The organism is Pantoea sp. GL120224-02, assembly GCF_900215395.1.
Classification (GTDB): domain Bacteria; phylum Pseudomonadota; class Gammaproteobacteria; order Enterobacterales; family Enterobacteriaceae; genus Pantoea; species Pantoea communis.
This window is the reverse complement of record NZ_OBEC01000014.1, coordinates 21887-48773: the sequence shown is the minus strand read 5'-3', so window position 1 is coordinate 48773 and position 26887 is coordinate 21887. Positions and strand designations below refer to the sequence as shown.

Here is a 26887-nt window from a genome sequence, read left to right as displayed (position 1 = left end):
TTGCTCAAGGTTGGATGTATCGATTTGAAAATTTGAGTATTAATTTCGGTGCACATAACTGCGCACCCTACAAAACGTGCTGATTTAACGTACGCTCGTCGTCACAACACGCTGAACTAACTTAAAGTCGCCATCACTACGCACTTATCCATGATCTGTCGAGCGGGCGCCATCAAAGCACGCTAGCCTAACTTTGGGGCGCCGTTTAAGGCGACCCCACCTTCAAAGTGCGATCAGGTCTTCAGGCTTCGCGAGCCAACCCTCAAGCTTCGTTAGGTTTCTTCTTCGACCCGCGCTTGGCCTTGGTGGCGGCGGCGATTTTACGGGTTTTCTCAGAGACTTTTTTGCCTTTTTTCTCAGTTTTAGCCGATTTTTCAGCAGGCGCATGCTGCTTCTTCTCGCTGCGGAACGCTGAATCTGGCTCGAATGTGCCCTTCTTACCCGCATCGCGACGACGTCTGGCCGGTGGCTTGCCGCCGCGCTTCTCACGTTCGCGCTCGGTTTTACCTTCACCGCGCGGCGCACGCTTACTGGAGATCAGCGCAAAGTCGATTTTGCGCTCATCCATGTGCACCGCTTCCACACGCACTTCCACCGTATCGCCTAAACGATAAGTACGGCCACCAGATTCGCCAATCAGACGCTGACCAATTGGATCGAAACGGTAGTAATCGTTGTCCAGCGAAGAGACGTGCACCAGGCCATCGATAAACAGATCGTTGAGACGCACGAAGAAGCCAAATCCGGTCACGCTGGAGATCACGCCGCTAAACACGTTGCCAACCTGATCCTGCATAAAGTCACATTTCAGCCAGTCCGCGACATCACGCGTGGCTTCATCAGCACGGCGTTCGGTCATCGAACAGTGCTGACCGAGCTGCAACATCTGCTGCATATCGTAGTGATAGCCGCCGTTTGGCGTGGTGTTACCTTTCAGCGTGCCCTGCTCTTTCGCCAGCAGGTATTTGATCGCGCGGTGCAACAGCAGATCAGGGTAGCGGCGAATCGGTGAGGTGAAGTGCGCATAGGACTGCAACGCCAGGCCAAAGTGACCACGGTTTTCAGGATCGTACACCGCTTGCTTCATTGAGCGCAGCAACATGGTTTGCAGCATTTCTGCATCGGGGCGATCGGCTACTTGCTTGAGCAATTCGGCATAGTCGACAGGCTGCGGTTTCGCGCCTCCTGGCAGGCTCAAGCCCAGCTCGTTCAATACGGTGCGGAAGCTTTTGATGCTATCTTCGGTTGGACGATCGTGATCGCGGAACAGTGACGGTTCCTGATGCTTCTCAACATAACGCGCCGAGGCGATGTTGGCGAGAATCATGCACTCTTCGATCAGCTTGTGCGCATCGTTACGCACGGTACGTTCAACGCGATCAATACGACGCTCCGCATTGAAGATAAATTTGGCCTCTTCCGTTTCGAAGGAGATGCCGCCACGCTGCTCACGTGCGGTTTCCAGCTCCTGATACATGTGATGCAGCTCTTCAAGGTGTTTCACCTGCGCGGCATACTGCTCACGCAGCTCGGTATCGCCCTGCAGAATGTTCCACACCTTGGTGTAGGTCAGACGCGCGTGGGAGTTCATCACCGCCTCGTAGTGCTTATAGCCGGTGAGCTTGCCGCTGGAAGAGATGGTCATCTCGCACACCATGCACAGACGATCCACCTGCGGGTTCAGCGAGCACAAACCGTTGGAGAGGATCTCCGGCAGCATCGGCACCACTTGTGACGGGAAGTAAACCGACGTGCCGCGCTGATGCGCTTCGTCATCTAACGCCGTGCCTGGACGCACGTAATAGCTGACATCCGCAATCGCCACCCACAGACGCCAGCCACCACCGCGTTTTTTCTCGCAGTAAACGGCATCATCGAAGTCACGCGCATCTTCACCATCGATGGTGACGAGCGGTAACTCACGCAGATCGACGCGGCCTTTCTTAGCCGCTTCTGGCACCTGTTCTTGCAGTTTCGAAATCTCTTTCTCAACTTCTTCTGGCCAGGTATGTGGGATCTCGTGGGTGCGCAGCGCCATATCGACCGCAAGACCGGTGCCCATGTTATCGCCGAGAATCTCGGTGACCTTACCAATGGCTTTGGTGCGACGGGTTGAGCGCTGGACGATCTCTACAACCACCACCGAGCCCATGCGCGCGCCTTGGGTTTCTTCCTGCGGAATCAGGATGTCGAAGCTCAGGCGGCTGTCATCCGGCACCACAAAACCGGTGCCGGCATCGGTAAAGTAACGGCCAACAATTTGGCTGTTGCGTGGTTCCAGCACGCGCACCACGCGCGCTTCACGGCGACCTTTACGGTCTGCACTACCCGGCTGTGCCAGAATCACATCACCGTGCAGGCAGAATTTCATCTGCTCAGCAGAGAGATAGAAATCATCTTTCTGGCCTTCGACGCGCAAGAAGCCATAGCCATCACGGTGACCAATCACTTTGCCGCGCAGTAAGTCGAGGCGTTCTGGCAGGGCGTAACATTGACGACGGGTAAACACCAGCTGACCGTCACGCTCCATGGCGCGCAGACGACGGCGCAGCGCTTCGAGCTGCTCTTCGCTGGTGATATTCAATTCCTGGGCAATTTCATCGCGATTGATGGGTTTCTCACGCTTTTCTAACAGCGCCAGAATAAATTCGCGGCTTGGAATGGGGTTGTCGTACTTTTCTGCTTCTCTATCCTGATAAGGATCTTTTGACATTACGGTTCCTCCGATGTCATTTAATTTGGATTGCCACCGGCGGTTCGGACAATAAAATTTGGTACAGTGAATCGTTATCTTTGACCAGATCGGCCAACGTATAGTTATCCAGCTCTTTGAGGAATAACTGGACCGCATCGTGCAGCGCCTTGCGCAGACGACAGGCCGGTGTGATGGCGCACTCTTCACAGTTCACCAGCTGCAAAGGCTCCATTTTTCTCACTACCTGACCAATGACGATTTTTTCCGGGTCCATGCCTAAACGAATTCCGCCGTTTTTACCGCGTGTCGCGGCGACAAAGCCAGCCCGGCTGAGTTGGTTGATGATTTTAACCATATGGTTACGCGACACCCCGTAGGTATCGGTGACTTCGGTAATGTTGGTCTGCTTACCTTCCGGCAACGTCGCCATGTAAATCAGCGCACGCAGACCATAATCGGTGAAACTCGTTAGCTGCACATATACCTCGGTGAATCATCGGGCGTTAGGGTTATGCGCCGGTCGGCGTGGTATTTAAGTATGATGATAAACCAGAGCGTGGAAGCCGGTGCGTTTTTTCTTAAGCAAGTATCGATAATTGCAAGAAAAAAGAGAGTGAGCGGAGTCAAAGAGCGGATAAACAAAGGCCGGACAGTGTCCGGCCATGTAAGATTATGCGTCGAACGGGTCGCGCAGAATCATGGTCTCACTACGGTCCGGGCCAGTTGAAATAATATCAATCGGCACACCGGTCACTTCTTCTACACGCTTGATGTAGTCACGCGCGGCCTGTGGCAGACCTTCCAGCGTTTTCACACCAAAGGTGGTTTCGCTCCAGCCAGGCATGGTTTCGTAGATTGGCTCAATACCTTCCCAACCCTCCGCAGCCAGTGGCGTGGTGGTCATCTCGCGGCCATCCGGCATGCGATAAGCCACACAGATTTTCACTTCTTTCAGGCCATCCAGCACGTCCAGTTTGGTCATGCAGAAACCTGACAGGGAGTTGATCTGTACTGCGCGACGAACGGCAACCGCATCCAGCCAGCCGGTACGACGACGACGACCGGTGGTCGCGCCAAATTCGTGGCCCTGTGCACACAGGAACTCGCCAGTTTCGTCAAACAGTTCGGTAGGGAATGGACCCGCACCAACACGCGTTGAGTAAGCTTTAACGATACCCAGCACGTAATCAACATAACGTGGGCCAATACCGGAGCCCGTCGCCACGCCACCTGCGGTGGTGTTAGACGAGGTCACATACGGATAAGTACCGTGGTCGATATCCAGCAGCGTACCCTGTGCGCCTTCGAACATGATCAGATCGCCACGCTTGCGCGCACCGTCCAACAGGTCAGAAACGTCAACCACCATGCTGGTCAGAATGTCAGCCACAGCCAACGTATCGCTCAGCACTTTTTCGTAGTCAACCGCATCAGTTTTGTAGTAGTTAACCAGCTGGAAGTTGTAGAAATCGACGATTTCTTTCAGCTTAACGGCGAAGGTTTCTTTATTGAAGAGGTCGCTCACGCGCAGACCGCGACGTGCAACTTTATCTTCGTAAGCTGGACCGATACCACGACCGGTGGTACCAATCGCTTTGGCGCCACGCGCTTTTTCGCGCGCCACGTCCATCGCGACGTGATATTGCAGAATCAGTGGACATGCTTCAGAGATCAGCAGACGTTCACGTACCGGCACACCGCGCTCTTCCAGACCTTTCATCTCTTTCATCAGCGCTTCAGGCGACAATACAACACCATTACCAATGATGCTGGTCACGTTATCACGCAGGATGCCAGATGGAATTAAGTGGAGGACGGTTTTTTCACCGTTGATGACAAGTGTATGGCCTGCATTGTGGCCACCCTGGTAACGCACAACGTAATTCGCGCGTTCAGTCAGAAGGTCTACGATCTTACCTTTACCTTCGTCACCCCATTGGGTGCCCAGTACGACGACGTTCTTACCCATTTTTTCAAAATCACCGATTGCTTAAAAATGGATTCTACCATCGGTTTTGCTCACTTTCAGCACTTTTAGCATACGATTGCGCGGTTTTTTGCCCGCGTTTTGATCAATACAACATGTTGGGGGAAACATAGACTGCAAGACACAATTTAGGCGTGCGTTATCGCTCAAATTTAATGCTATGCGCTCGCGTGCACGCTCAGCATGTAATAAATCACCACGCCCGCTACCACTAATCCACCACCAAAACGATGCAGGATGCGATCGGGCAACTGCGCCATAGACAGAATCATGCGGCGCCAGATACGCGGCAGAAACATCGGACCCAGCCCTTCCAGCACCAGAACTAATGCCAGCGCCATCCAGATGGTTGTGTTCATTCTATTTTTCCCAAAAAAAAGGCCGACAACATTGTCGGCCTCAAGGTTATATCAGTTCTTAACGCGCGGTGTTAGTCGGTGCCTTCATAAAGCGGAAGAAATCGCTATCCGGGCTCAACACCATCACATCCTGGTTATCAGAGAAGCTGTTCTCGTAAGCACGCAGGCTGCGGATAAAGGCATAGAAATCAGGATCCTGACCGAAAGCATCTGCAAACAGTTTTGCTGCCTGCGCATCACCTTCACCACGTGAAATCAATGCCTGACGCTGGGCTTCAGCCAAAGTACGTGTGACCTGGTAATCCGCCTGAGCACGCAGTTTTTCAGCCTCTTCCTGACCTTGTGAACGCTGGCTACGGGCAACCGCTTCACGCTCAGCGCGCATACGGTTGTAGATAGCATCAGACACTTCAGCTGGCAGGTTGATCTGCTTGATGCGTACGTCAACCACCTGAATACCCAGGGCAGCCATACTGTTCGGGTTCGGTGCTGGCTCGCTGCTGTTGGTTTCACGCTCTACGCGGGCTGCCGCGCTGGCAATCGCATCATCTGCGGCTGGCGTCTGCACTTCGTCATCACTGCCTGCGGTACCGGTGTTCAACGCATCACGCACGTCGGTAGTCAAACGACCACGTGAATCCGTCACGATGTCTTTCACATCCAGGCGCCCCATCTCAGAGCGCAGACGGTCACTAAACTTACGTTTCAGCAACACTTCAGCCTGAGAAACATCACCACCGCCCGTTGCCAGGTAGTAGCGGCTAAAATCACTGATACGCCACTTGATGTAGGAATCAACGATCAGGTCTTTCTTCTCTTTGGTAACAAAGCGATCGGCCTGGTTGTCCATGGTCTGGATACGTGCATCCAGCGACTTCACAGTTTCAATGAATGGGATCTTGAAATGCAGACCCGGCTCATAAACCTGCGGCTTGTTCTCGCTATCGCGCAGAACTTTACCGAAGCGCAGCACGATACCGCGCTCACCTTCTTGCACCACGAACAGCGATGCGTACAGCGCCACCAGGACGACAATAATTACGGCAATAATTGGCTTACGCATCGATTACTCCCTCCCTGCGCGCTGGGTATCGTTGCGTAACGCATTGGCGCGACGCTGGTCCATGATGCTGCTCGGACTATAAGACGAAGAGTCATCATTGCTGGCACTGCTGCCAGACGAAGGCAGCTTCATCAAATTAGTGTTTTTCTGGCCAGCCTGGCTGCCAGAAATCTGACCACCACGCATCAGTTGATCCAGTGGCAGCACCATCAGGCTGTTACCACGGTCGTTAACCAGGACTTTACGTGTATGGCTCAGCACGCGTTCCATGCTTTCGATATACAGACGCTCTTTGGTGATTTGCGGTGCGGCTTTGTATTCCGGCAGCAGTAAAGCAAAGCGTGCCACTTCACCCTGCGCTTCTAACACCGTACGCTCTTTGTAAGCGCGGGCTTCTTCCAGAATACGTTGCGCCTGACCGTTCGCACGCGGCTGCACTTCATTCGAATAGGCTTCTGCTTCACGCACGTACTGCTCGCGGTTTTCACGTGCGGCGATGGCATCGTCAAACGAGGCCTTCACTTCTTCCGGTGGACGTGCCGCCTGGAAGTTGACGTCAAGCAGGGTAATCCCCATGTTGTAAGGACGGATGGTTTCATCCAGCTCACGTTGCGTCTCGCTACGCACCACGGTACGGCCTTCAGTGAGGATACGATCCATGGTAGAACGACCAATCACACCGCGCAGCGCACTGTCGGTGGCCTGACGCAAACTGTCGTCAGCGCTGGTGACCGCATACAAATACTGCTCAGGATTGGTTACGCGGTACTGCACGTTCATTTCCACGCGCACCACGTTTTCGTCCGACGTCAGCATCACGCCAGAGGCGGCCAGTTCACGCACGGCTTCAACGTTAACGGCACGCACCTGATCGATAAAGGTTGGCTTCCAGTTCAGGCCCGGTTCAACCAGATGGCTGAACTTACCAAAACGGGTCACAACGCCACGTTCTGCTTCTTTGATGGTGTAGAAACCGCTGGCAGCCCAGATGACCACTGCGGCTACGGCAACGATGCCAACCAGTTTGCCACCGCTACCGCCGCCGCGCTGGCCATTGTTGTCACTCTGTTTGCCACCGCCCAGTCCGCCGAGTTTTTTACTCAACTTACGGAAGATATCATCCAGATCAGGAGGCCCCTGATCGCGCCCTCCCTTATTTCCCCCAGAGTTGCCGCCTTGATTATTGCTGCTTCCCCACGGGTCGCGGTCCTGTCCGTTATTTCCGGGCTGATTCCACGCCATGTTTCTACTCCATTTATTGTATTTACGTTTTTTACCCTTCCTCTTTCGAATTGCGGCCCAGAGAAATAATTGCAGCAATTTTCAACAAGTTAGGTAAAGGCGTTAGGGCAATATCAAACAATATAACTGGCTAATGACGGTTCCTGTTTGCACAAACGACGCCAGTCAACGATTGGCATTCGCACGTGCATACCTACAGAACCATCATCTTCATTCCATTCTTTCTCAATCGCCTGCAGTTGGTAGAAGCGGCTGCGCAAACGGCCCGCTTCTGGCGGCAGACGTAAATCATACTGCGCAATTTCACCGGCTAAGCGTTCAGACAGCGCCTGCCAAAGTAAGGGTAGACCTTCACCGCTCTGAGCAGAAAGCCAGACGCGTGTCGGCTTATTCTCTTCATCACGATCAATACGCGGCACAAAACCGTCCAGCATGTCGATTTTATTCATAATCAACAGCATGGGAATTTCATCCGATTCGATTTCTGCCAATACTTCATTAACGGCGTCGATGTTGTCGTTGACGCGCAAATCGGCAGCGTCAATCACGTGCAGCAAGAGCGTCGCCTGACGTGTTTCCTGCAGTGTGGCTTTAAAGGCCGCCACTAAGTCATGCGGTAAGTGGCGAATAAACCCAACGGTATCCGCTAAAACCACCTCACCCACGTCTGCCACATTCAGGCGACGCAGTGTCGGATCGAGAGTCGCAAACAGCTGATCGGCCGCATATACATTGGCTGACGTCACCGCATTGAACAGGGTAGATTTGCCGGCGTTGGTGTATCCCACCAGCGAAACGGTCGGCACATCGGCTTTGGCGCGTGCTTGTCGGCCCTGTTCGCGCTGCTTCTCCACACGCTCAAGGCGAGAAAGGATGAGACTAATGCGATTACGCAGTAAGCGGCGGTCCGTTTCCAGCTGCGTTTCACCGGGACCACGTAAACCAATACCGCCTTTTTGGCGCTCAAGGTGCGTCCATCCACGCACCAAACGGGTTGCCATGTGGCGTAACTGTGCCAGCTCGACCTGTAATTTACCCTCATGGGTACGGGCGCGCTGAGCAAAAATATCGAGAATTAAGCCAGTGCGGTCGACAACGCGACATTCACACACTCGCTCGAGATTACGTTCCTGGGCAGGCGATAAGGCATGATCGAATAATACGACCGATGCTCCACTCGCTTTCACCGCATCGGCAATTTCAACTGCCTTTCCTTCACCGACAAAATATTTGGGATGTGGCGCTTTACGGCTGCCAGTAATCACATGCAGCGCTTCGACGCCCGCAGAAGAGACAAGAGTTTCGAACTCCTGCAAATCTTCCAGCTCTTTGTCTTGGGAGAACCAGATGTGTACCAGTACGGCCTGCTCACCGGCATCATAACGGTCAAACAAGCTATAACCTCGCTAAAATAAAATAACCAGGACGGGAAAACGCTTTCGCTCCCCAGCCCTGGCTTTACGGCAGCGCAAAATTATTCTGCGTTATCGCCGTCTTGTTGTGGCTGCGACTGAGCGCCCTGGTTGCTTCCGCTATGGTGGTAATTGCTGCTGCCACCGCTACCGCCCGGGTTGTTGCTATGGTGCGAAACCGGACGAGAAGGAACCACTGTAGAGATGGCGTGCTTGTACACCATCTGGCTAACCGTGTTTTTCAACAGAATGACGAACTGATCAAAGGATTCAATTTGTCCTTGCAGCTTAATACCATTCACCAAATAGATCGAAACCGGTACACGTTCACGACGCAATGCGTTCAAAAACGGGTCTTGTAATGATTGCCCCTTAGCCATTCTATCTTTTCCTTATATGCTTGTTGTTTGTTACTTTAAGAACCGTGGTTCAGAAAAACTGCGTAAAAATTTGCGCACGATAACGGACCAATTGTACACAATCATCCCTGCTACGCACTAACTACCTGAAGCACCGCATTACGGGCTAATTCTGGCTCGTCACTGTCTAACCAATGGACGTTTGGCCAGCCACGTAACCAGGTCATCTGGCGTTTAGCGAGCTGCCGGGTGGCGCAAATTCCCCGATAAACCATTTCGTCGTAATCGATTTCACCAGAGAGATAAGACCACATCTGGCGATAACCTACACAACGAATGGAAGGCATATCCGTATGCAAATCACCTCGTGCAAACAGTTCACGAGCCTCCGCTTCAAATCCTGACGCTAGCATCTGGTCGTAACGCAACGCAATGCGTTGATGTATCAGTTCACGATTTGCCGGAGCGATAGCAAACTGGTACACGTCGTAGGGTAACGCTTCGCCGGATGTTTTTGTCAGTTCCGTTAAAGTTTTACCCGAAATAAAAAAAACTTCCAGTGCTCGCGAAAGTCTCTGCGGATCATTCGGATGAATACGACTACCGGCGACCGGATCGATTTCACACAGCTGGCGGTGTAGGGCTTCCCACCCTTTCTCCGCCGCCATTTGCTCTATCCGCTGACGCACCTCGGGATCGGCCGAGGGCAACGGCGACAATCCTTCAAGCAACGCCTTGAAGTAGAGCATGGTTCCACCAACAAGCAACGGAATCTTACCCTTTTGGGTAATCTCCGCCATTTCTGCCAGCGCATCGCGACGAAACTCAGCGGCGGAATACGCTTCCGCCGGATCGCGAATGTCCAGCAAACGATGGGGCGCCAGTGCTAACTCTTCTGCCGACGGTTTCGCCGTGCCAATATCCATCCCGCGATAGATTAAGGCAGAGTCAACGCTGATAAGTTCCACCGGAAGTTGCTGACGCAGCGAAATCGCTAATGCCGTCTTACCGGAGGCGGTAGGCCCCATCAAAAAAATTGCCTTTGGCCGGCTAGCCTGGTTTAGTTCACTCATGCTTCAACGCGTTAATCGCGCTCTCAATCTCAATGGTCTGTAACAGACCTGAAGGCGGCGACTTGAGCAGATGCGGGCATAGCCTTTCCAGCTCTGCCAGCAGTGCAATCGCCTGCGAGTGATTCCAGTGAGCGTGTTCTGCATCATCACGACGTGCCAGCCATTGGGCCAACGCAGATGCAGAAACCTCTTGCTGCCGGGCCAAGTAGCCTAACAGTTCTGGAATCAAGATTTGTAAATTTTGTGTGCGTAACGGTAAAGGGACGGCGCGTAAGGTGACGTGCTGACCTTCTCGTTGTAAATCAATGCCCATCAGCCTCAATAACGCGCCCTGAACATCGATCACATTCAACTCTTCTTTGGCAATTTTCAGCCGGACCGGGATCAGTAAAGGTTGAGGTTTCAAGCCCTCTTCTCCCGGTTGTAACTGGGCCTGTTTCAGCCAGCGTGAGGCCACATTCAGTGACAACAACTGTAATTGATGACCCCGTTCCAGCAGCGCATATTGCTCATGCATCACGCTCAGCACACGACCAAAACTTTGCGCATGTGCAGCCAACGGCGCTTCGCGTGCTTCAGGCTGACGCACGGGAGCCGGTTGCGGCGCGGCGGCGCGAGGGGCTTCGGCCACAGGCGTTTTCATTAACTGCTGGTAGGCGGCCCCTTCACGTGCACGATACACCGGCTCTTTATTCTGCCAACCCGCGTGCGTTCCCGCCGCAGCCGCACCGCTGCTGCTGGAGCTGGAGCTGGTGCTATTGCGTGATGGGCTCACGGGTTGCGCAAAGTGATTCGCACCCGCGGCCTGTCGGTTCTCTGGCTGCCACTTTGGCGCGGGCTCTTCCGCATGCGCGATGGGCAACTCTGCGGCACGGCTCGCCTGCAACGCACTCATGACGCCCTGCCAGATGAAATCATGCACCAGCCGTGACTGGTGAAAACGGACTTCGTGCTTGGCGGGATGAACGTTGACATCCACCTGATGGGGATCGATCTCCAGATACAGCACATAAGCGGGTTGTTGATCTTCCCCCAACTGCGTCTGATACGCCTGCCGAATCGCATGGTTGATCAGCTTGTCACGCATCATGCGGCCATTGACGTAACAATATTGCAGATCCGTCACCTGACGTGACCCGGCGGGATCGGCCACCCATCCACGCAACGCCAAATCGTCATGCTGCCAGTCAATGCGCAGAGCATGTTGCATAAAGGGGGTGCCACAGATAGCGCCAAGACGGCGTTCACGCTGCGCTTCCTGATCCACCGCACGATACTGGCGAATCATCTTGCCGTTGTGGGTCAGCGAAATTGCCACGTCAAAGCGCGCCAGCGCGATACGGCGAATCACTTCATCAATATGGGTAAATTCGGTCTTCTCGGTGCGCATAAACTTGCGGCGCGCCGGGGTGTTGTAAAACAGATCGAGCACTTCCAGCGACGTCCCGACAGGATGTGCTGCAGGTTTCACCGTGACATCCATATCACGTCCTTCCGCATAGGCTTGCCAGGCTTCGTGTTGATCCGCGGTGCGAGAGGTTAGCGTGAGGCGTGAAACCGAACTGATACTGGCGAGGGCTTCGCCGCGAAAACCGAGGCTCATAATCGCCTCAAGATCATCCAGCGAAGCAATTTTACTGGTGGCATGGCGAGCCAATGCCATGGCCAGTTCGGCTTTGGCGATGCCACAACCGTTATCGCGGATGCGAATCAACTTCGCGCCGCCTTTTTCGATATCAACGTCAATGCGCGTCGCGCCGGCATCAAGACTGTTTTCCACCAGCTCTTTTACGACCGATGCCGGGCGCTCAACCACTTCGCCGGCGGCAATCTGGTTCGCCAGCTGCGGCGGTAAAATCTGTATTGGCATGGTGGTGATCCTTTAAGCAGACTGGCGCCGCAGCGCCAGCAATCAGGATTGTGGAATCTTTAAGTTTTGCCCCAGCATCACGTTGCTCGACTTCATATTATTCGCCTGCATGATGGCTTTGGGGCTGACACCATAATGAGCGGCGATCCCAGTGAGTGAATCACCGCGTACCACTTTGTGTCGGGTAGGACGCCTCGCAGCGGTCACGCTCACGCCCGATTTTGCCGGGACTTTCAAGTGTTGCCCGACCCACACCACATCGCGTTTCAGGCTATTGAGGTCACGCAGAGTTGCCATGCTGACACCGTATTTGGCGGCAATACCTGACAACGTCTCACCACGCGTCACCGTATGGCGCTGCGTCGCGCCAGTGTATTGCACGGTTCCGGTTGCCGGGTTGCTGGCAACGCTAACCGCTGGTGCGCTGTCCAGCGGCCGGTTTTCCTCCTTTGGGATGGATTGCAGCGGATGCGCGAGGAAATAGTTGCGCAGTCCTTTATAGATCGACTGAGCAATTTTCTCCTGATACGCGCTGCTGCCAAGCAGCCGCTCCTCCGCCGCGTTACTGATAAAGCCAGTCTCAACCAGTAAAGAAGGGATATCCGGGGAACGCAACACGCCTAAGCTGGCATGCTCCGGTAAACGTTTGTGCAACGGCGTCACTCCGCGCAGTTGCTGCAGCACTTTCACCGCGACATCATAGCCAACGCGCTGTGAATGCCCGAATTGCAGATCCAGTACCGCCTGGCTTAAGTAAGGATCAGCCTGGCTGTTTGCCAGTAAATCACCGGCACCGCCCAGCAATTCGGACTGCTTCTCTTTCTGTTCCAGCCAGTTCGCCATTTCGTTATTGGCGCGGCGGTTTGATAACACCCAAACGGATGCGCCGGTCGCCGAATGGTTGGGCGCGGCGTCGGCGTGAATCGATACCAGTAAATTGGCATTCTCTTTTCGCGCCACCTCGGAACGCCCCATCACCGAGATAAAGTAATCGCCGTTTCGCGTCAGCACGGGCTTAAACATCGGGTCCTGATCCATCAGCGCTTTCAGTTTGCGCGCAATGGCAATGGTGACGTTCTTCTCGTGCAGGCCATGCTGGCCCGATGCGCCGGGATCCTGACCACCGTGGCCGGCATCAATCGCCACAATCACCGTGTCATTGCGTGAAACGGCGCCACCCGGACGTACCGTGGTGTTGCTGTTGGTGACGGTGGTCACCGGATTGGCATTAAAGGGATTCGCCGCACTCTCGCTCTGGCGAGCGGTGGTCACCGGTGCGGCAGCAGTGCTGCGTTTTGCCGGTTGCGTACCGCGAATGGTAAACACCACGCGATACTGATTGCCGTCACGTTGGGTGCTGGCACGCGTGTGTGCCGCCTGCGTCAGTTCGAACACCAAACGAATACTCTGTTTATCTTTCGGCTGGCTATTGCGAATGCGTTGTACGATGTTTTCGCCGCTAAAGTTCAGCGGCAAGCCCTTAATCGCGCCACTTTGCCGAATATCCAGCACCACACGATTGGGGTTATGCAGCGGGAAGAAACCATACACGGGTTGACCATTAAAACTCAGCGTGACGGTTGCCTGACTGTCGCCGTTTTCGACTTTGATATCTGACAAGGTGGCAGATAACGCAGAAGCAGAAACGATACAGAGCGCAGCCAGCAGAATCCCTTTCATCCATGCGGTCATGCCGACTCCCTGCCTTGCTGGAACTGGGCCAGCAGCGTTTCACCCACTGCAGAAACCGCGCTGATCTCCGCTTCTCGCGCCGCGTCCACGTAGCGCAGCGTCAATGCCAGATCGGGCTCGGGTAATACGCCAGCGCCCTGCTGCGGCCATTCGACCAGGCACAATGCATCCCCGCTGAAGTAATCGCGGATACCCATAAACTCCAGCTCTTCAGGATCGGCCAGGCGATAAAGATCGAAGTGATACAGCGTGCGTGAGCCGAGTTCGTAGGGCTCCACCAGCGTATAGGTTGGGCTTTTCACATTACCCTGATGGCCAAGCGCCTGCAAAAAGCCGCGGCTAAACGTGGTTTTACCGGCGCCGAGATCGCCATAAAGATAGATCACCAACGCGCTGCTGCAAACGCGGGCAAGTTGCGCACCCAGATTTAGGGTTGCCGCCTCATCGGGCAAAGGGATAACACAGGTTTTCATGCTTTATTGTTGGATCATCTCTGGATTAACAAACTGCCACAGCAGTTCGAACAAATCAGTGGCTAACATGCCGCGCGTACCGCGCTGCCGGGCAACCGCATCTGCCGCTGCACCGTGTGCGACACAGCCCGCGCAGGCTGCCTCAAGTAAAGTCAGTTTCTGGCCCAGCATGGCCGCAATGATACCGCTCAGGACATCGCCCATGCCGCCGGATGCCATCCCTGCATTGCCTACATCCGCAATCGCGATGTCACCTGCCGCGCTGGCCACGATCGTGCCTGCGCCTTTCAGCACCACCACACCGCCGTAGCGTTTAGCGAGCGTTTGCGCCGCCTGTAAGCGGTCGCGCTCGACCTCACTGGTCTTCACGCCTAACAGCCGTGCGGCCTCGCCAGGATGCGGAGTAATGATGCGATTCTGACGGTAATCCGGCTTGATTGCCAGCAGGTTAAGCGCATCAGCATCCCAAAGCATCGGCTTTTCACTAGACGCGACTTTTTTCAGTGCCTTCTGAGCCCACTCACGTTGTCCCAGTCCGGGCCCGATAGCGATCACGTCTGCCCATTGCAGGGCCTGTTCCAGCGTTTCATCATTTAGCGCATCGACCATAAGCTCCGGTCGCGCGGTCAGAATCGGGCCGATATTATCTTCATGCGTGAGCACGCGCACAAGCCCAGCACCACTGCGCAGCGCCGCTTCCGCCGTCATTCGAATCGCCCCGGCGGTGCCAGTATCCCCTCCCACTACCACTAAACGTCCATGGTCACCTTTGTGCGAAGTGGCTTTTCGTGGTTTCAGCCAGTGCACCAGATCAGCCGCATCGTAGCGTTGAATGGGATCCGTCTCGCCCGCGAGGAAGGCGTTCAGGCCTAGCGCATCACAATGTAATCGACCCACGTGATCGCGAGCTTTACCAGTCAACAATCCCGGTTTCAACACAATCATACTCAGGGTGACATCCGCGTTGATGGCATTGCCCGGCGTGGTGCCAGTGGCAGCATTCAACCCCGATGGAATATCTATCGCGAAGATGGGCGCGGCATGTGCATTGGCCAGATCAATCAATTCAGCGTAAGGCGCGGCTGGTGCACGATTGATGCCGGTACCGAGCAATGCATCGATGATCACATCAATGTTTTGCGGCCATGACGCATCCGGGGCATGTATCACCCCGCCCGCCGCCAGCCAGGCTTCTTGCGCCTGCTGCGCTTCTTCCGGCAGCGGCTTATTACCGGTACATGCCAGCAGTGTCACCTCTAGCCCCGCAGCCTGTGCCAACCGCGCCACCACATAGCCATCGCCCCCGTTATTACCCTGTCCGCACAGAATCAGCCAATGCTGCGCCTGCGGCCATTGCGCCCGCACCCGTTCGTAGCTCGCCTGTCCGGCGCGCAGCATCAATTCATACAAGGTTAAACCCAGGCTATCCGCCGCATCGCGCTCCAGTTGCCCTATCGCCTGCGCAGGCCAGACAGAGTGTGGTAAACTGCGCGGGTTTGCTTCAATTGCCTGGTTTCTCATGTCATACCCTCTCGATCTTCAACAGCTTGCCCACCAAATTAAACAGTGGGGGCGCGAACTCGGCTTTCAGCAGGTTGGTATTTGCGATACCGATCTTAGCGCTGAAGAGCCCAAATTACAGGATTGGCTGGAGAAGCAGTATCACGGAGAGATGGACTGGATGGCGCGCCACGGCATGATGCGTGCGCGTCCGCATGAACTCCTGCCCGGCACACTGCGCGTGATCAGCGTGCGCATGAACTACCTTCCGGCCAAAGCGGCGTTTGCCAGCACCTTAAAAAATCCTCAGCTGGGCTATGTCAGCCGCTATGCGCTGGGCCGCGATTATCACAAAGTATTGCGCAATCGCCTGAAAAAGCTTGGAGAAATGATTCAGGCGCATTGTGGCGAACTCAACTTTCGCCCATTTGTCGATTCCGCCCCCATCCTTGAACGGCCGATTGCCGCCAAAGCAGGCTTGGGCTGGACCGGTAAACACTCGCTCATTCTCAATCGCGAAGCCGGTTCCTGGTTCTTTCTCGGCGAGTTGCTGATTGATTTGCCGTTGCCCGTCGATCAGCCACAGGAAGAACAGTGCGGTCGCTGCGTCGCCTGCATCACTATTTGCCCGACTTCCGCTATCGTTGAGCCTTATGTGGTTGACGCGCGGCGCTGTATTTCCTATCTCACTATTGAGCTGGAAGGTGCGATACCGGAAGAATTCCGTCCGCTGATTGGTAACCGCATCTATGGATGTGACGATTGCCAGCTTATCTGTCCGTGGAATCGTTATGGTCAGTTGACCGATGAAGATGATTTCTCGCCGCGCGCGGTGCTGCACGCGCCGCCGTTGGTGGATCTCTTCAAGTGGGATGAAGCGAAATTCTTGCGAGTCACTGAAGGCTCTGCGATCCGCCGCATCGGCCACTTACGCTGGCTGAGGAATATCGCAGTAGCATTGGGCAATGCGCCCTGGGCAGAAGAAAATCTGGCGGCGTTGCAAATGCGTAGCGGTGAAAACGCCATGCTGGATGAGCATATTGACTGGGCCATCACGCAGCAATTACAGAGGCGTGCGGCACAGAGCGTGGATGTTCAGCCCGCGAAGAAACAGCGCTTAGTGCGCGCCGTCGAGAAAGGCCTGGTCCGTGATGCGTGATTAACCAATCGCGCAGGATAAAATCCTTTTCCACATGCTGTGAATAAAATTATAAAGCCGAATAGTGACGAGGATCATTATATCGTCTACCAAGACTATTCACAGACTGAAATACCTTTAATTCATTAACAATCAATGAGTTAAATGATTATTGTAAACATTTAAGTAGAATATTGCGCGCAGGGGCTTGTCCAGAGCTTGTGGATAACTCTGTTCAAAACAGTTTTGCAGATAGGGTAAAACGCCGTCGGTACGTTGCAGGCGCATTGTGGATAACCTGTAAGATAACTGCAACAGACTACAGGCATCGTTGGTGCTAATGCGGTACGTAAAATTTCCAGAAAGAAAACCAGGCCGCATGAGATCGATAAAGACTGCAGCAGTTTTAAGTCTGATTACGCCCGAGAGCAAATAACTTTAGTGTATATGAGATTTTGGAGCGGGAAACGAGACTCGAACTCGCGACCCCGACCTTGGCAAGGTCGTGCTCTACCAACTGAGCTATTCCCGCAAAGAGGTTACTGCTAACGAAGTTTGGAGCGGGAAACGAGACTCGAACTCGCGACCCCGACCTTGGCAAGGTCGTGCTCTACCAACTGAGCTATTCCCGCATAACCTTCGTCTTTCAATTTGCTGCCGCGTTAGCTTCCTTCACTCACACAGGTCACTTTCTGACGTAAGCTCTCTGTGATTCGTTCAGTTGCTGCCTTGCCGCAAACCGAAATACTTGATTCTGGAACTTCGTGTTACTGCTGCGCACCGTAATAAATTCTTCACCGGTACGGGGTGCGCATTATACGAGAAATCCTTTCAGTCGCAAGAGTCTAAAAGCAAAATTTTGCGCTTTCAGTGCGTTTGCTGATTTAATCAGCAACCTGATGATTTCCTGCGCACCCTTAGGCGATTAAAGTTGCAAGAAGTGTTCGCGGTAGTAGGCCAACTCGGCAACGGACTCGCGGATATCATCCAGCGCCTGGTGACTGCCCGCTTTTTTGAAGCCCGGCAGGATATCGGGTTTCCAGCGACGCGCCAGTTCTTTCAGCGTGCTGACATCCAGATAACGGTAGTGGAAGTAGGCTTCCAGCTCCGGCATGTATTTGAACAGGAAGCGACGATCCTGGCCAATGCTGTTGCCGCAAATCGGAGAAGTGTTAGCCGGAACCCACTGCTTGAGAAATTCGATGGTCGCCAGCTCTGCAGCACGGTCGTCGTATTGGCTGGCTTTCACACGTTCTACCAGGCCACTGTTGGTGTGCGTACGCACATTCCACTCATCCATCAATGCCAATTGCTCATCAGACTGATGCACCGCAAACACCGGGCCTTCTGCCAGGATATTCAGGTTGGCATCGGTGACGATCGTGGCGATCTCAATAATGCGATCCTGCTCCGGATCCAATCCGGTCATTTCCAGGTCGATCCAAATCAGATTATTTTCATTTCCAGCTGTCATGCGTTTCCCGCCTGTTGCCAAAGTCGTCATTACACTCGTTTCAGGTGTATCATAGACGTTTTGCCCAGCGGGGCGAAGCCTGGCGAAAGCCGTGAGAGGATGCGTGAGCAAAAATAAACTGTCGAAGGGTCAACAACGTCGCGTAAGCGCTAACCATCAGCGTCGTCTGCAGCAACGGAATGAAAAGCCGGAACCGGATGACAACCTGTTTGGAGAAGCGAGCGAAGGCGTGGTGATCAGCCGTTTCGGCATGCACGCAGATGTGGAAGATGGCGTGGGCGAAGTGCATCGCTGCAATATCCGTCGCACCATTCGCTCACTGGTCACCGGTGACCGTGTGCTGTGGCGTGCGGCGATTGGCGGCGGTAAAGGCATTGTGGAAGCAGTTCACGAACGTAAAACGGTACTGACGCGTCCGGATTTCTATGATGGCGTCAAACCGATCGCGGCCAACATCGATCAGATCATCATTGTGTCGGCGATCCTGCCGGAGCTGTCGCTCAATATCATCGATCGTTATCTGGTGGCCAGTGAAACCCTGGGCGTTGAGCCACTGCTGGTCCTGAACAAAACCGATCTGCTCGACGCGGAAGCCCGCGCGTTTGTGGATGAGCAGATGGATATCTATCGCAAAATTGGCTATCGCGTGTTGATGGTATCCAGCCGTGCCAAAGATGGCCTGGCGGAGCTGGAACAGGCCTTAACCGATCGCGTGAGTATTTTTGCGGGTCAATCTGGTGTGGGTAAATCCAGTTTGCTGAACAACCTGTTGGGACTGGAATTGGCGGGCGATGAGATTCTGACCAACGATGTGTCTGATAACTCCGGTCTGGGCCAACACACCACCACCGCCTCACGCCTGTATCACTTCCCGCACGGCGGCGACGTGATAGATTCTCCAGGTGTACGTGAATTCGGTTTATGGCATCTGGAGCCGGAACAAATCACCCGTGGATTTGTCGAATTTCGTGAGTTTATCGGCGGTTGCCGTTTCCGCGACTGCAAGCATGATACCGATCCCGGCTGTGCCATTCGCGAAGCGGTAGAGGAAGGAACAATCAACATCTCGCGCTTCGATAACTACCACCGGATTCTGGAGAGTATGGCGCAGGTAAAAACGCGTAAAAACTTTTCCGCCAGCGAAGATTAACGGGTACAACGGCACATTCGCCAACTGACCGGGGCGCTGCTACAATCCGCCCCCTTTTGTGTAAACCAAGCGTAATTAAGCCAGGAGGCAACGGTGTTTGATCGTTTTAAACTCGGCCTGAATCATATTCTGCCTAAAAAAGGGCTGACCGAACTTGCCGGCTGGGGCGCCAGTCGTCGCGGTGGCTGGCTGACCAAAGCGGTCATCGACATGTTTGTCTGGTACTACAAAGTGGATATGGCCGAAGCCAGCAAACCCCATACTGGTAGCTATCGCACCTTCAATGACTTCTTCGTGCGTCCGCTAAAAGAGGGTGCGCGCCCGATTGATCCCGATGCGACCCTGCTGGCGCTGCCAGCTGATGGCGCGGTGAGCCAGTTAGGCCGCATTGAAGGCGATCAGATCTTCCAGGCGAAAGGCCATTACTATTCGTTGCAGGCCTTGCTGGCCGGTAACGACGATCTGGCAGAAAAGTTCGTCGATGGTGAGTTCATCACCACCTATCTTGCCCCGCGCGATTACCACCGTGTGCACATGCCGTGTAACGGCATACTGCGTGAAATGATTTATGTGCCGGGCGATCTCTATTCTGTGAACCCACTGACAGCACGTAACATCCCGAACCTGTTTGCACGCAATGAGCGTGTGATCTGCGTCTTCGATACCGATCATGGCCCGATGGTGCAGATCCTGGTAGGGGCAACCATTGTGGGCAGCATCGAAACCGTGTGGGCGGGCACCATTACGCCACCACGTGAAGGGGTGATTAAACGCTGGCGTTATCCTTCAGCGGATCATGACGGGGCCGTTGTGCTGCTGAAAGGTCAGGAAATGGGACGTTTCAAACTCGGTTCGACGGTGATTAACCTGTTCGCACCGGGCCGCGTCAAGCTGGCGGAAAGTCTCGAAGCCGAGAGCAAAACCCGCCTTGGCCAACCGCTGGCGATTGCCCTGCCGCAGCCCGGCGACAGCGCCCCGCTCGCTGAATAACCGGAACCTCTCCCGTGCGCGTTCTTCTCTCTCTACTGCTGAGCCTGGTGCTCAGCAGTTCTGTATTGGCAGCCACCGTTCCCCCCGCGAGTCAGTTGAAGCAGGAACTGGATGCGGCCAAATCCGCCAAAGCCTCTCCTGCTCAAGCTGAACAAGTTCAGGCGATTGAAGCGGCGATCAATTTCCTCTCTGAGCGCGATGAATCGCTGGAGCGCGCTAAACAGTATCAGCAGGTGATTGATGATTTTCCGCGGCTGGCACGTGAACTGCGTCAGCAGATCGCCACACTGACCGACAGCAGTAAAACGGTGCGCAATAACATGAGCAGCGCCGAGCTGGATCAGGAAATCCTGCAAATCAGCAGCCAGCTGCTGGAAGAAGGCCGCCAGGCGCAGCAAGAGCAGGACCGCGCACGTGAAATCAGTGACTCACTGTCACAGTTACCGCAGCAGCAGACTGACGCACGCCGGGCGATGACCGAAAGCGATCGCCGTGCTCAGGGCTTTTCTGCGGCCGCTACGCCGCTGGCTCAGGCGCAGATTTATGCCCGCCTGGCCGAGAATGCCGCCAATAAAGCCCGTGTGGATGAGTTAGAACTGGCACAGCTCTCCGCCAATAATCGCCAGGAGCTGGCGCGTATGCGGGCGGAAGTGCATCAGCGTAAAGTGACGCAGCTGGATAACTATCTGCAATCGTTGCGCAATCAGCTGAATAATCAGCGTCAGCGAGAAGCGGAACTGGCGCTCGAACGCACTGAACAGCTGGCGGAAAACAGTGGCGATTTACCGGCTTCGATCAGCGATCAATTCCGTGTCAACCGTGAGCTATCAGCCGACCTGAATGCGCAAGCCCAACGTATGGATTTGGTCGCTTCGCAGCAACGTCTGGCCACCAACCAAACGCTACAGGTACGCCAGGCTCTCAGCACGCTGCGCGAACAATCACAATGGCTTGGCGCCTCGAATCTGCTGGGTGAAGCCTTACGTGCGCAAGTCGCCCGATTGCCGGATATGCCGAAGTCGCAGCAGATAGACAGTGAGATGGGCCAACTGCGTGTGCAACGGCTGCATTATGAAGATTTGCTGGAGCGGCAAAAGGATCTGCGCAAAGAGAAGCAGGATGACGGCACGCCGTTCACCAGCGAGCAAACCCGTATTCTTGAAGCCCAGTTGAAAACCCAGCGCGAGCTGCTCAATTCACTGATCTCCGGCTGCGATACACTAATTCTGGAAATCACCAAGCTGAAGGTGTCGAACACGCAGTTGCAGGACGCCCTGGGTGAAGTGAAGGAAGCCACCCACCGTTATCTGTTCTGGACGGCGGATGTCAGCGCCATCGACCTGAAGTATCCGATTGACGTGGCGCGTGACTTAACCCGCCTGCTGTCGCTGGATACCTTAGGGCAACTCGGTAAAGCGCTGGCGATGATGTTTACCAGCAAAGAAACCGTGATGCCAATCATCTGCGCAGTGCTGTTAGTGGGCTTTAGCATCAGCTCGCGCCGTCATTACAATGCTTTTATGGCGCGTTCCGCCAGCAAAGTGGGCAAAGTGACTCAGGACCGCTTTAGCCTGACGTTGCGCACCGTGTTCTGGTCGATTCTGGTCGCCGTGCCGCTGCCGGTATTGTGGGCCGCGCTGGGCTTTGGTTTGCAGCATGCCTGGCCTTATCCGTTTGCCGTTGCGATTGGAGATGGCATCACTGCCACGCTGCCGCTGCTGTGGGCCTTTATGATCAGTGCTGCTTTTGCGCGTCATGATGGGCTATTTGTGGTGCACTTCCGCTGGCCGCAGGCGCGGGTAGCGCGTGCTATGCGTTACTACTCGCTGACGGTTGGCCTGATTGTGCCGCTGATCATGCTGCTGATTGCCTTTGCCAATCTCGACGATCCACAGTTCTCCGGCACGCTCGGTCGCCTGTGCTTCATTTTGATTTGCGGTGCGTTAAGTATTGTCACCGTCAGCCTTAAACGTGCAGGCATTCCGCTGTATCTGGATAAAGAGGGCAACGGCGACAACTTCGTTAACCGTATTCTGTGGAACCTGATGATTGCCATCCCGCTGGTAGCGGCGTTGGCTTCCTGCATCGGCTATCTGGCGACCGCGCAGGCACTGCTGGCGCGCCTGGAAACCTCGGTAGGCATTTGGTTCTTCCTGCTGGTGATTTACCACATTATCCGCCGCTGGATGCTGATCCAACGCCGTCGCATCGCCTTTGATCGCGCCCGCCAACGCCGTGCCGATATGCTGGCGAACCGCGCGCGCAGTGAAGAAGAGAAAGAGCAACAGACTCCCGCCAACGCCGATACGATTGAGATCGATGAACCGAGCCTGGATCTTGATGAGATCAGTGCACAGTCGTTGCGTCTGGTGCGCTCTATTCTCACGTTGATTGCGCTGGTATCGGTGATTGTACTGTGGTCAGAAATTCACTCGGCCTTTAGTTTCCTCGACAACATCCCACTGTGGGATGCCAGCACCACGGTGCAGGGCGTGGAGAGCGTGCAGCCGATTACGCTGGGCGCGGTGCTGATTGCCATCCTGGTGTTCATTATCACCACTCAGCTGGTGCGTAATATGCCTGCCCTGCTGGAACTGGCGTTGCTGCAACACATCAGCCTGTCACCTGGCACCGGTTATGCCATTACTACCCTGACCAAATACGTGCTGATGCTGATTGGCGGATTAGTCGGCTTCTCGATCATTGGCGTTGAGTGGGCAAAACTGCAGTGGCTGGTGGCGGCGTTAGGTCTGGGGTTGGGCTTTGGTATGCAGGAGATCTTCGCCAACTTTATTTCTGGTCTGATTATCTTGTTCGAAAAGCCAATTCGCATCGGCGATACCGTCACCATTCGCGATCTGACCGGCAGCATTACCCGCATCAATACCCGCGCCACCACGATTACCGATTGGGACCGTAAAGAGATCATCGTGCCTAACAAGGCCTTTATCACTGAGCAGTTCGTTAACTGGTCGTTGTCGGATTCTGTCACGCGCGTGGTGCTGACCATCCCGGCTCCGGCACACGTCAACAGTGATGAAGTCACCAACATTCTCAAGCAGGCGGCCGAGCGCTGTACCTACGTGCTGGATATGCCCGCACCGGATGTGTTCCTGGTGGATTTACAGCAAGGCATTCAGCTGTTTGAATTGCGTGTGCACGCAGCTGAGATGGGCCACCGCATGCCGCTGCGTCATGAGTTGCATCAGTTGATTCTGCGCGGCTTTGAAGAGCACGGTATTGAGATGCCGTTCCCACCATTCCAGGTGCGTATGGAAACGCTGGGACGTAAAACGTCGGCCAGCAATGGCTCACCGTCCAGCCAGACCTTTAAATCTGGCGGCTTATAAATGACAACGCCCGGCAATCACCGGGCGCTGTTTTTTCTGCTGAGCGTTACTTCACAAACTCTTCGCCCTGCGCGATATCTTTCTTCAGCGTATCCAGCATGCCGCTGAGCGCTTGCTGTTCAAACGCACTCAAAGGACCCAATGGGCGACGTTCCACGATACCGTTCTTGCCGATCAGCAGCGGTTGTGAGAAGAAGCGCGCATATTCGCCATCTCCCTCAACATAAGCGCATTCGACTACATTGGCTTCGCCATGCAGCGCACGCACCAGTGAGAGACCAAAGCGCGCAGCAGCCTGCCCCATGGACAAGGTCGCCGATCCACCGCCGGCTTTCGCTTCCACCACTTCGGTGCCGGCGTTTTGAATACGCTTAGTAAGGTCAGCCACTTCCTGTTCGCTGAAGCTGATGCCTTTAACCTGCGACAGCAGCGGCAAAATTGTCACGCCTGAGTGCCCCCCCACCACCGGGACCTCGATCTCGGTGGGCTGCTTGCCTTTCAACGCTGCAACAAAGGTGTTGGCGCGGATAATGTCGAGGGTTGAGACACCAAACAGACGGTTCTTGTCATACACGCCGGCTTTCTTCAGCACTTCAGCCGCAATGGCCACCGTGGTGTTAACCGGATTAGTGATCACGCCAATCAGCGCTTTCGGCGCGGTGCTGGCAACCTGCTCGATCAGGTTACGTACAATGCCCGCGTTAACGTTAAACAGGTCGGCGCGATCCATGCCGGGTTTACGTGCCACACCCGCAGAAATCAGCACAATATCGGCTCCCTGCAGCGCAGGTGTCGCGTCTTCGCCACTAAACCCTTCCACCTTCACAGAGGTAGGAATATGGCTGAGATCAACCGCCACCCCGGGCGTGACCGGGGCGATATCATAAAGTGAGAGAGCGGAACCTGCGGGTAATTGAGTTTTGAGCAGCAGTGCGAGCGCCTGGCCAATACCACCGGCTGCACCGAGAACGGCAACTTTCATCCTGAACTCCTTATGAAGGTGGGGCAGAGATATGCCGAAAATCCATCAGGTTACGAGTTTAATCAACTTCTCAGGCGATAGCGACAAACCTGTCGCGCAATAACATGACGCCGCAATCGGCTCCCGAGACATCTCCACTTCAGAAGTCGCCTGAATGATACAATCGCAGCCAGAAGACAATGGACGGCAATGATCATCGATATAGTTGTTACCACTTCAATACTATAACAACATTGCAACCTTCGCTTTGCGCGTCAGCCCGCGATTTTGGCGCAACACAAAACTCTGCTATGATGCCTGTCCGCAGTTGATTAGCGCGATTCGCTCACTACGCTTATTGCATAAAAATTCATCTAAATGCATAATAATTTATCTGCTGCTGGCCTGTTGCCTGCTGCACCCCTCTTTTATTGGTAGCTTATGCGAAACCCATCAAAACAAGACGACTTGATCAAAGCGTTCAAAGCGTTATTAAAAGAAGAAAAATTCAGCTCTCAGGGCGAAATTGTACAGGCGCTGCAGGAAGACGGCTTCGAGAACATCAACCAGTCAAAAGTTTCTCGTATGCTGACAAAGTTTGGTGCCGTGCGCACCCGTAATGCCAAAATGGAAATGGTTTATTGTTTGCCAGCCGAACTTGGCGTGCCGACCACCACCAGCCCATTGAAGAATCTGGTGCTGGATATCGATTACAACGATGCCTTAGTGGTGATTCACACCAGCCCGGGTGCTGCGCAGCTGATTGCCCGCCTGCTGGATTCACTCGGTAAAGCGGAAGGCATTCTCGGTACTATCGCGGGGGATGACACCATCTTTATTACCCCTGCGCGTAGTTTCTCCGTAAAACAGCTGCACGATGCCGTGCTGGTTTTATTCGAACAGGAACTATAAAACCCTGGTCTTAACCGGCAGATCATCTGCCGGTAACATCCTTCCTGATGATCCGTTACCCGCCACGCTTGTTACAAAATCCTTTTTTTAATAATAAGTTATCGATATAGCTGCCGGTTCTGCATCCGACGAAATATTGGTACGACCTTTTCCCCTTCTTAACCATTCGCGCTATTTTACACTGCTTTACATATTATGCTCAGTGGTTATAGCTTCTTATGGCGTATCAGTCAGCGGGATCGACCATGATCTTTCGCACGAAAAGATAATTTGATGCAGATCATTGTTTTTACGAATAAATAACAGCCAATGGTTAAGAATCAACCGGCTTTAATAACTTCCAGTTCTAAAAAGGTGCCATAAGGATAAAGAATAACAACCAAACATTATTAGCCAGACATTAATTTCATGGGTGATTAGATCTATACTTGTTTTCGTGATGCAAATCACACGAAAGAAAAAGATAAAAACAGAAGACGAGGAAAAATACCATGAACGTTAAAACTACTATCGCAACCCTGAGTGTTCTATCTGCCCTGTCATTTGGTGCTTTTGCAGCAGATTCTATCAATGCCCAACAGGCAGCGAATCTGCAACCTGCCGGCACCATTAGTGTGAGCGGCGTGGGCGGTTCTCCGATGGATATCCATGAGCAGCTGAATGCAAAAGCCGATGAGGAAGGTGTTAAAGCCTACCGTGTGATCGAAGCGAATACCGGCGACAGCTATCACGCCACCGCTGAACTTTATAAATAAGTTTGCTGAACAAGACGCAGTGTGAACGGCGACCCGTTTGAGACGCATTTGCCTCTCAGGTTGCCAAACCCCATTTCAGGAGAGTGAATCATGAAAACCAAATTAGCTATCGCCATCGTAGGTCTGGCTTCCGTATTGTCCTTCGGTGCCAGTGCTGCCAGCCTGGTTTCTAACGAACAAGCCGAGCAACTGCAACCGTTGAATCAGACCATCAGCGTAAGCGGTGTTGACGGTGATCAGACCAACGTCCGTCAGGAACTGTCGCAGAAAGCCGATGCTCAGGGTGCCAGCCATTACCGCATCATTGAGAATAATCGTGGCGACACCTTCCACGTGACTGCAGAACTGTACAAATAAGATTACATCGAACGTCGGGCGCCTGAACGGCGCCAGACAATTGATCGACGACCCGCCTCACCCACCTTTTGCCGC

22 protein-coding genes and 2 tRNA genes are annotated in these 26887 nt (G+C 54.1%); 7 read left to right on the top strand and 17 right to left on the bottom strand.

Annotated features, from left to right (window positions below):
• Positions 1-262: 262 nt before the first annotated feature.
• The 13 genes from rnr to nnr all read right to left on the bottom strand — a co-directional run bounded on the left by rnr (position 263) and on the right by nnr (position 15746).
• A complete protein-coding gene (rnr, locus tag CRO33_RS21290; protein ID WP_097119489.1) occupies positions 263-2713 on the bottom strand; it encodes a ribonuclease R in 2451 nt (816 codons plus the stop codon).
• A gap of 16 nt (positions 2714-2729) precedes the next feature.
• Positions 2730-3173, bottom strand: a complete 444-nt coding sequence (gene nsrR, locus CRO33_RS21285; protein ID WP_034829346.1) for a nitric oxide-sensing transcriptional repressor NsrR — start codon at positions 3171-3173, stop codon at positions 2730-2732.
• 192 nt (positions 3174-3365) lie between these two features.
• The gene (locus tag CRO33_RS21280; protein ID WP_097119488.1) at positions 3366-4664 is read right to left on the bottom strand and encodes an adenylosuccinate synthase; all 1299 of its coding nucleotides are present in this window, start codon (positions 4662-4664) and stop codon (positions 3366-3368) included.
• A gap of 176 nt (positions 4665-4840) precedes the next feature.
• Complete coding sequence (locus tag CRO33_RS21275; RefSeq protein WP_034829350.1) at positions 4841-5041, bottom strand: DUF2065 domain-containing protein; 201 nt, start codon at positions 5039-5041, stop codon at positions 4841-4843.
• A gap of 58 nt (positions 5042-5099) precedes the next feature.
• A complete protein-coding gene (gene hflC, locus CRO33_RS21270; RefSeq protein ID WP_034829352.1) occupies positions 5100-6104 on the bottom strand; it encodes a protease modulator HflC in 1005 nt (334 codons plus the stop codon).
• A 3-nt stretch (positions 6105-6107) separates the two neighbouring features.
• Positions 6108-7346 (bottom strand): FtsH protease activity modulator HflK, encoded by a 1239-nt coding sequence (hflK, locus tag CRO33_RS21265; RefSeq protein ID WP_034829354.1) that lies wholly within the window; start codon positions 7344-7346, stop codon positions 6108-6110.
• Between the two features lie 113 nt (positions 7347-7459).
• A complete protein-coding gene (gene hflX / locus CRO33_RS21260) occupies positions 7460-8740 on the bottom strand; it encodes a ribosome rescue GTPase HflX (RefSeq protein WP_097119487.1) in 1281 nt (426 codons plus the stop codon).
• Between the two features lie 80 nt (positions 8741-8820).
• Entirely contained in the window at positions 8821-9138 is a 318-nt protein-coding gene (gene hfq / locus CRO33_RS21255; RefSeq protein ID WP_034829366.1) for an RNA chaperone Hfq, read from the bottom strand.
• 110 nt (positions 9139-9248) lie between these two features.
• Entirely contained in the window at positions 9249-10190 is a 942-nt protein-coding gene (gene miaA, locus CRO33_RS21250) for a tRNA (adenosine(37)-N6)-dimethylallyltransferase MiaA (RefSeq protein WP_034829369.1), read from the bottom strand.
• Positions 10183-12060, bottom strand: a complete 1878-nt coding sequence (gene mutL, locus CRO33_RS21245) for a DNA mismatch repair endonuclease MutL (protein WP_097119486.1) — start codon at positions 12058-12060, stop codon at positions 10183-10185. Before mutL ends, miaA begins: the two co-directional genes overlap by 8 nt.
• A gap of 42 nt (positions 12061-12102) precedes the next feature.
• Entirely contained in the window at positions 12103-13740 is a 1638-nt protein-coding gene (gene amiB / locus CRO33_RS21240) for an N-acetylmuramoyl-L-alanine amidase AmiB (protein WP_441339738.1), read from the bottom strand.
• An 8-nt stretch (positions 13741-13748) separates the two neighbouring features.
• Positions 13749-14225: a tRNA (adenosine(37)-N6)-threonylcarbamoyltransferase complex ATPase subunit type 1 TsaE gene (tsaE, locus tag CRO33_RS21235; RefSeq protein WP_034829377.1), complete on the bottom strand. Its 477-nt coding sequence runs from the start codon at positions 14223-14225 to the stop codon at positions 13749-13751.
• Positions 14226-14228: 3 nt separating this feature from the next.
• Complete coding sequence (nnr, locus tag CRO33_RS21230) at positions 14229-15746, bottom strand: bifunctional ADP-dependent NAD(P)H-hydrate dehydratase/NAD(P)H-hydrate epimerase (RefSeq protein WP_097119484.1); 1518 nt, start codon at positions 15744-15746, stop codon at positions 14229-14231.
• Here nnr and queG point away from each other — a divergent pair.
• Positions 15745-16884 carry a tRNA epoxyqueuosine(34) reductase QueG gene (gene queG, locus CRO33_RS21225; protein WP_097119483.1) on the top strand — a complete coding sequence of 380 codons (1140 nt, stop codon included), beginning with the start codon at positions 15745-15747 and terminating at the stop codon, positions 16882-16884. The two genes, nnr and queG, sit on opposite strands and share 2 nt — an antisense overlap.
• A gap of 435 nt (positions 16885-17319) precedes the next feature.
• On the opposite strand, the gene CRO33_RS21220 is transcribed toward queG, so the two are convergent.
• From CRO33_RS21220 to orn, 3 genes are all read right to left on the bottom strand, one after another.
• Positions 17320-17395 (bottom strand) — tRNA-Gly (locus tag CRO33_RS21220).
• Between the two features lie 24 nt (positions 17396-17419).
• Positions 17420-17495 (bottom strand) — tRNA-Gly (locus tag CRO33_RS21215).
• Between the two features lie 293 nt (positions 17496-17788).
• Positions 17789-18337, bottom strand: coding sequence for an oligoribonuclease (gene orn / locus CRO33_RS21210; protein WP_034829381.1), 549 nt, complete (start codon positions 18335-18337; stop codon positions 17789-17791).
• Between the two features lie 103 nt (positions 18338-18440).
• On the opposite strand from orn, the gene rsgA reads away from it, so the two are divergent.
• The 3 genes from rsgA to mscM all read left to right on the top strand — a co-directional run bounded on the left by rsgA (position 18441) and on the right by mscM (position 23827).
• A complete protein-coding gene (rsgA, locus tag CRO33_RS21205; RefSeq protein ID WP_034829385.1) occupies positions 18441-19487 on the top strand; it encodes a small ribosomal subunit biogenesis GTPase RsgA in 1047 nt (348 codons plus the stop codon).
• A 93-nt stretch (positions 19488-19580) separates the two neighbouring features.
• Positions 19581-20477, top strand: a complete 897-nt coding sequence (gene asd, locus CRO33_RS21200) for an archaetidylserine decarboxylase (RefSeq protein WP_034829399.1) — start codon at positions 19581-19583, stop codon at positions 20475-20477.
• Positions 20478-20491: 14 nt separating this feature from the next.
• Positions 20492-23827 carry a miniconductance mechanosensitive channel MscM gene (mscM, locus tag CRO33_RS21195; protein ID WP_097119482.1) on the top strand — a complete coding sequence of 1112 codons (3336 nt, stop codon included), beginning with the start codon at positions 20492-20494 and terminating at the stop codon, positions 23825-23827.
• A 46-nt stretch (positions 23828-23873) separates the two neighbouring features.
• On the opposite strand, the gene mdh is transcribed toward mscM, so the two are convergent.
• Positions 23874-24809 carry a malate dehydrogenase gene (mdh, locus tag CRO33_RS21190; RefSeq protein WP_097119481.1) on the bottom strand — a complete coding sequence of 312 codons (936 nt, stop codon included), beginning with the start codon at positions 24807-24809 and terminating at the stop codon, positions 23874-23876.
• A gap of 420 nt (positions 24810-25229) precedes the next feature.
• Between mdh and argR the strand changes: the two genes are divergently transcribed.
• The 3 genes from argR to CRO33_RS21175 all read left to right on the top strand — a co-directional run bounded on the left by argR (position 25230) and on the right by CRO33_RS21175 (position 26812).
• On the top strand, positions 25230-25700 hold the full coding sequence (argR, locus tag CRO33_RS21185) for a transcriptional regulator ArgR (protein WP_034831131.1): 471 nt from the start codon (positions 25230-25232) through the stop codon (positions 25698-25700).
• Positions 25701-26191: 491 nt separating this feature from the next.
• Complete coding sequence (gene yhcN, locus CRO33_RS21180) at positions 26192-26455, top strand: peroxide/acid stress response protein YhcN (protein WP_097119480.1); 264 nt, start codon at positions 26192-26194, stop codon at positions 26453-26455.
• Between the two features lie 90 nt (positions 26456-26545).
• On the top strand, positions 26546-26812 hold the full coding sequence (locus tag CRO33_RS21175; RefSeq protein ID WP_034831135.1) for a YdgH/BhsA/McbA-like domain containing protein: 267 nt from the start codon (positions 26546-26548) through the stop codon (positions 26810-26812).
• The last annotated feature ends 75 nt before the right edge of the window (positions 26813-26887 follow it).

What these genes read in the sequence shown, in the direction of transcription:
- nnr (WP_097119484.1), bottom strand. Translation starts at nt 15,746, where the DNA reads ATGAGAAACCAGGCAATTGAAGCAAACCCGCGCAGTTTACCACACTCT.
- mutL (WP_097119486.1), bottom strand. Translation starts at nt 12,060, where the DNA reads ATGCCAATACAGATTTTACCGCCGCAGCTGGCGAACCAGATTGCCGCC.
- CRO33_RS21275 (WP_034829350.1), bottom strand. Translation starts at nt 5,041, where the DNA reads ATGAACACAACCATCTGGATGGCGCTGGCATTAGTTCTGGTGCTGGAA.
- amiB (WP_441339738.1), bottom strand. Translation starts at nt 13,740, where the DNA reads ATGAAAGGGATTCTGCTGGCTGCGCTCTGTATCGTTTCTGCTTCTGCG.
- CRO33_RS21280 (WP_097119488.1), bottom strand. Translation starts at nt 4,664, where the DNA reads ATGGGTAAGAACGTCGTCGTACTGGGCACCCAATGGGGTGACGAAGGT.
- hflC (WP_034829352.1), bottom strand. Translation starts at nt 6,104, where the DNA reads ATGCGTAAGCCAATTATTGCCGTAATTATTGTCGTCCTGGTGGCGCTG.
- tsaE (WP_034829377.1), bottom strand. Translation starts at nt 14,225, where the DNA reads ATGAAAACCTGTGTTATCCCTTTGCCCGATGAGGCGGCAACCCTAAAT.
- argR (WP_034831131.1), top strand. Translation starts at nt 25,230, where the DNA reads ATGCGAAACCCATCAAAACAAGACGACTTGATCAAAGCGTTCAAAGCG.
- miaA (WP_034829369.1), bottom strand. Translation starts at nt 10,190, where the DNA reads ATGAGTGAACTAAACCAGGCTAGCCGGCCAAAGGCAATTTTTTTGATG.
- queG (WP_097119483.1), top strand. Translation starts at nt 15,745, where the DNA reads ATGTCATACCCTCTCGATCTTCAACAGCTTGCCCACCAAATTAAACAG.
- rnr (WP_097119489.1), bottom strand. Translation starts at nt 2,713, where the DNA reads ATGTCAAAAGATCCTTATCAGGATAGAGAAGCAGAAAAGTACGACAAC.
- yhcN (WP_097119480.1), top strand. Translation starts at nt 26,192, where the DNA reads ATGAACGTTAAAACTACTATCGCAACCCTGAGTGTTCTATCTGCCCTG.
- hfq (WP_034829366.1), bottom strand. Translation starts at nt 9,138, where the DNA reads ATGGCTAAGGGGCAATCATTACAAGACCCGTTTTTGAACGCATTGCGT.
- hflK (WP_034829354.1), bottom strand. Translation starts at nt 7,346, where the DNA reads ATGGCGTGGAATCAGCCCGGAAATAACGGACAGGACCGCGACCCGTGG.
- CRO33_RS21175 (WP_034831135.1), top strand. Translation starts at nt 26,546, where the DNA reads ATGAAAACCAAATTAGCTATCGCCATCGTAGGTCTGGCTTCCGTATTG.
- mdh (WP_097119481.1), bottom strand. Translation starts at nt 24,809, where the DNA reads ATGAAAGTTGCCGTTCTCGGTGCAGCCGGTGGTATTGGCCAGGCGCTC.
- orn (WP_034829381.1), bottom strand. Translation starts at nt 18,337, where the DNA reads ATGACAGCTGGAAATGAAAATAATCTGATTTGGATCGACCTGGAAATG.